Below are 3,576 nucleotides of genomic sequence, written 5' to 3'. Positions count from 1 at the left end.
GCGATGTCACGACGACTGAAGGATAAGCTTCTTCCACCAGAACCAGAAGAAGAGCCCGCATCACAGCACACAACAGTCTCCTTCTCCAAAGGTGGAAAGGGTGTCAGGCTGAGCGCCTGGATCCCGGAAGACCAGGCAGCCCTCATCGATGTGGCCATCAAACAGGTAGCTAAAACTCAGGATCTACTCCCATCACAGGCATTGAGCGAACTGCTCATGAGCAATATCACTACCGAGGTCACCCTGCATGCCTATGGTTCCGCCACCAAGCCGGAGTACCTGCAGAATGGGGGTTGGTTGACTCCACAACAGATCGATTATTGGAAGACAAAAGTCACCATGCACTGCGATATGGATGGCATCGCCTGTGCAGAGACAAGCAGTTACAGCCCCACCTACGAGATGAAGGCGTTTGTCCGCGGCCGGGACAGCGAGTGCCGGGTTCCAGGCTGCACGGTGAAGGCTGTCAACTGCCAAATCGATCACATCATCCCCTTCGACCGGGGCGGGCCCACCACTCCATGGAATCTTCAGTGTCTTTGTGTCTTCCACCACAATATGAAAACCGATGGGCGACTCGACGCAGTGCCCCTCCCTGATGGTGATGTCCTCTTTGTCATAGACGGCCTCCCCTTCCGCTCGGTTCCCGATGGGCCCCTGTCCAGATCCAATCAAACCTGGGGAACCAAGTTCGGTGACTACATGGATCGGAAGGTCGCCGCCTAATCCAGAAGGCCTGCATGGTCATTACGGACGTTACCCACGTCCTTGGAAACCTCTCGGACCTCCAGGCGTTCCACCCAGTCGGTTGATATCGGTTGTAGCAACTGCCTGGCCTGATCTTCAGTCCCTGTGAGCCAGGGTGCAATCTCATCGTCCATCAAGAATCTGGGCAGACGATTATGCAACCAGTCGATCGGCTCCACCGAATCTGTTGTGACCATGGTTGCTGATAACCGGTTCACCCCTGTTGCCCACAAGCCAGCAGCCCACATGATTTCACCATCTAAGGACACATAATGTGGTTTCTTCTCATGCCATTCGTAGTAGCCATCCATGGGGATCAGACAACGCTGGTGTTTAAAAGCATCACGGAAGGATGGTTTCTCCGCCACTGTTTCAGCCCGCGCATTGAACAGGGGTGGGCCCGAATCATCCTTCTTCCAATACGGGAGGAGGCCCCAGCGGGCAGGCTCAAGCAGTGCCTCCTGCCCCATTCGCACGATCGGCACAACCTGCGTCGGAGCAAGGTTATATCTGGGCCCCGGAGTACCCTGTGGGGCCATCACCGGCCTCCCCACGGCCCGGGCAGCAGCTTCGGTCAGGGAATCACCGGTGGTAAACAAAACAAATCTTCCGCACATACTCACCTATTATGGACTCTGTGACCGATATGTCTTCTTCTTTGCCCGTCTGGGATGCTCCGCGTGCTAGCGGCCCCATCGTTTGCAACCAGGTCATCCCTGGTTCCAAATCCATCACCAACCGTGCCCTCATTCTGGCTGCATTAGCATCAGGCCCCTCCACAATTCAGGGAGTCCTCCGCAGTCGTGACACCGACCTCATGGCCGATGCACTGCGCAGTCTGGGTGTCACAATCATCGAGGAGGCACCAGACCGTTACCGCGTTGAACCACCTGCAGAACTGACCTCTGGTTCAGTGGAATGTGGGTTGGCTGGAACCGTCATGCGCTTTGTGCCGGCTGTTGCTGCCTTTGCCAACGGCCCAGTCCACTTCGATGGCGATGAACAGGCGCGCGTCCGCCCTATGTCCGGGATTCTCGATGCCATCCGTACCCTCGGCGTCCAGGTCGACAATGACACACTTCCCTTCACCGTCGCCTCTGATGGTGTCCCGGAAGGTGGCGTCGTAGAGATCGATGCCTCGGGTTCTTCCCAGTTCGTCTCCGGTCTCCTGCTTTCCGCACCACGCTTCAAAAATGGCGTGACCGTTAAGCACACCGGAGATCGCCTGCCAAGTATGCCCCACATCGAAATGACCGTGGCGATGCTGCAGCAGGCTGGCATCAAGGTTGATGTCAGCACAAACCAGTGGGTTGTCCACCCAGGTGAGATCCTCGGTAGGACTTGGAGGATCGAACCTGATCTTTCCAACGCCACCCCCTTCCTCGCTGCCGCTGCCGCCACACGTGGAACTGTCACAGTCAAGGACTGGCCACTCAGCACCACCCAACCCGGCGATACCATCCGTCCCATCCTGGAAAGCATGGGTTGTGCCGTAGAGCTCATCGCCAACGGTGCCACCTATGACCTGGAGGTGACCGGACCGGAGGAACTCAGGGGTATCCACATCGACATGTCGGATATCGGCGAGCTCTCCCCCACCGTCGCAGCCCTGGCAGCCCTGGCGACCACGGAATCCAGTCTCACCGGCATCGCCCACCTGCGTGGACATGAGACCAACCGCCTGGAAGCTCTCACCACTGAGATCAACCGCATCGGCGGAAAGTGCACCGAATTATCTGATGGTCTCCACATTGAACCAGCCAAGCTCACCGGTGGCGTCTGGCATTCCTATGCCGACCACCGCATGGCCACCGCTGGAGCCATCATCGGCCTGGTTGTAGAGAACTTACAGGTAGAAGATATTCAGACCACCTCAAAGACCTTCCCGGGTTTTGAGAACCTTTGGGAGGAAATGGTTGGCTAATCGCCATTGGGACGAATCTGATGTGAGGGTTCGTCCAAGCAGAGGAACCCGTCCACGCACCAAAGACCGTCCCTCACACGACGATGCACTGATCGGGATGGTCGTGACCAAGGATCGTGGTCGCTGGGGTGTGGTGATTGATGGACGTACTGACGCCATCGTGACCATGCGTGCCCGTGAACTCGGCCGCACCGCCATTGAGGTCGGTGATCGCGTAAGCATCGTCGGAGACACCTCCGGTAAACCTGGCACCTTGGCAAGAATTGTACGTTTGGAAGAGCGCACCAGCGTGCTGCGGAGAACTGCCGATGACACTGATTCCTATGAGCGGATTGTCGTGGCGAATGCCGATCAGTTGTTGATCGTTTCTGCTGTGGCCGATCCCCCGCCACGTGCGGGTTTTGTCGAACGTGCATTAATCGCCGCGTTCGTTGGCAAGCTCCAGCCGATTCTGTGCCTGACCAAATCAGATCTGGCGGATCCCAGCGAATTCGCTGCGGAGTTCGAGGCCCTTGAGGTACCTGTGGTCGTGTGTGGTGTCGATGATCCACTCGATCCGGTTCTTAATGTTGTCGAAGGCCACATCACTGCCCTGATCGGTCATTCCGGTGTGGGTAAGTCAACGTTGGTCAACCGCCTGGTGCCAGATGCTGATCGTGAAACCGGATCTGTGTCCGGTGTGGGCAAGGGACGGCACACCTCTACCCAGTCAGTGGCGTTGCCGATCAAGGATGGGTGGATCATCGATACACCGGGTATCCGTTCCTTCGGTCTCGCACACGTCGATGCCGATACGGTCGTGGGTGTTTTCGATGATCTGGCGACTGCTGCAGAGGTTTGCCACCGTGGTTGCACCCATATGGGACCTCCTTCTGACCCGGAGTGTTCTCTGGATCAGATGGATT

4 protein-coding genes are annotated in these 3,576 nt (G+C 57.3%); 3 read left to right on the top strand and 1 reads right to left on the bottom strand.

Annotated elements, in window-relative coordinates; genetic code table 11:
* The coding region (locus tag Q0M74_RS13450; protein ID WP_293955301.1) for an HNH endonuclease signature motif containing protein at nucleotides 1-726 on the top strand (726 nt) is incomplete at its 5' end.
* Here Q0M74_RS13450 and Q0M74_RS13445 read toward each other — a convergent pair.
* Complete coding sequence (locus Q0M74_RS13445; RefSeq protein ID WP_293955299.1) at nucleotides 723-1,364, bottom strand: SOS response-associated peptidase; 642 nt, start codon at nucleotides 1,362-1,364, stop codon at nucleotides 723-725. The genes Q0M74_RS13450 and Q0M74_RS13445 overlap by 4 nt on opposite strands.
* Nucleotides 1,365-1,375: 11 nt before the next feature.
* Here Q0M74_RS13445 and aroA point away from each other — a divergent pair, with 11 nt between their 5' ends.
* Both aroA and rsgA read left to right on the top strand, forming a co-directional pair.
* Nucleotides 1,376-2,671, top strand: a complete 1,296-nt coding sequence (aroA, locus tag Q0M74_RS13440; protein WP_293955297.1) for a 3-phosphoshikimate 1-carboxyvinyltransferase — start codon at nucleotides 1,376-1,378, stop codon at nucleotides 2,669-2,671.
* On the top strand, nucleotides 2,664-3,576 hold a 913-nt coding region (rsgA, locus tag Q0M74_RS13435; protein WP_293955295.1), incomplete at its 3' end, for a ribosome small subunit-dependent GTPase A. The genes aroA and rsgA, both read left to right, overlap by 8 nt.

Origin of the sequence: uncultured Corynebacterium sp., assembly GCF_945649885.1 — a bacterium.
Lineage (GTDB): Bacteria > Actinomycetota > Actinomycetes > Mycobacteriales > Mycobacteriaceae > Corynebacterium.
This window is presented reverse-complemented; position numbering and strand designations above follow the sequence as displayed.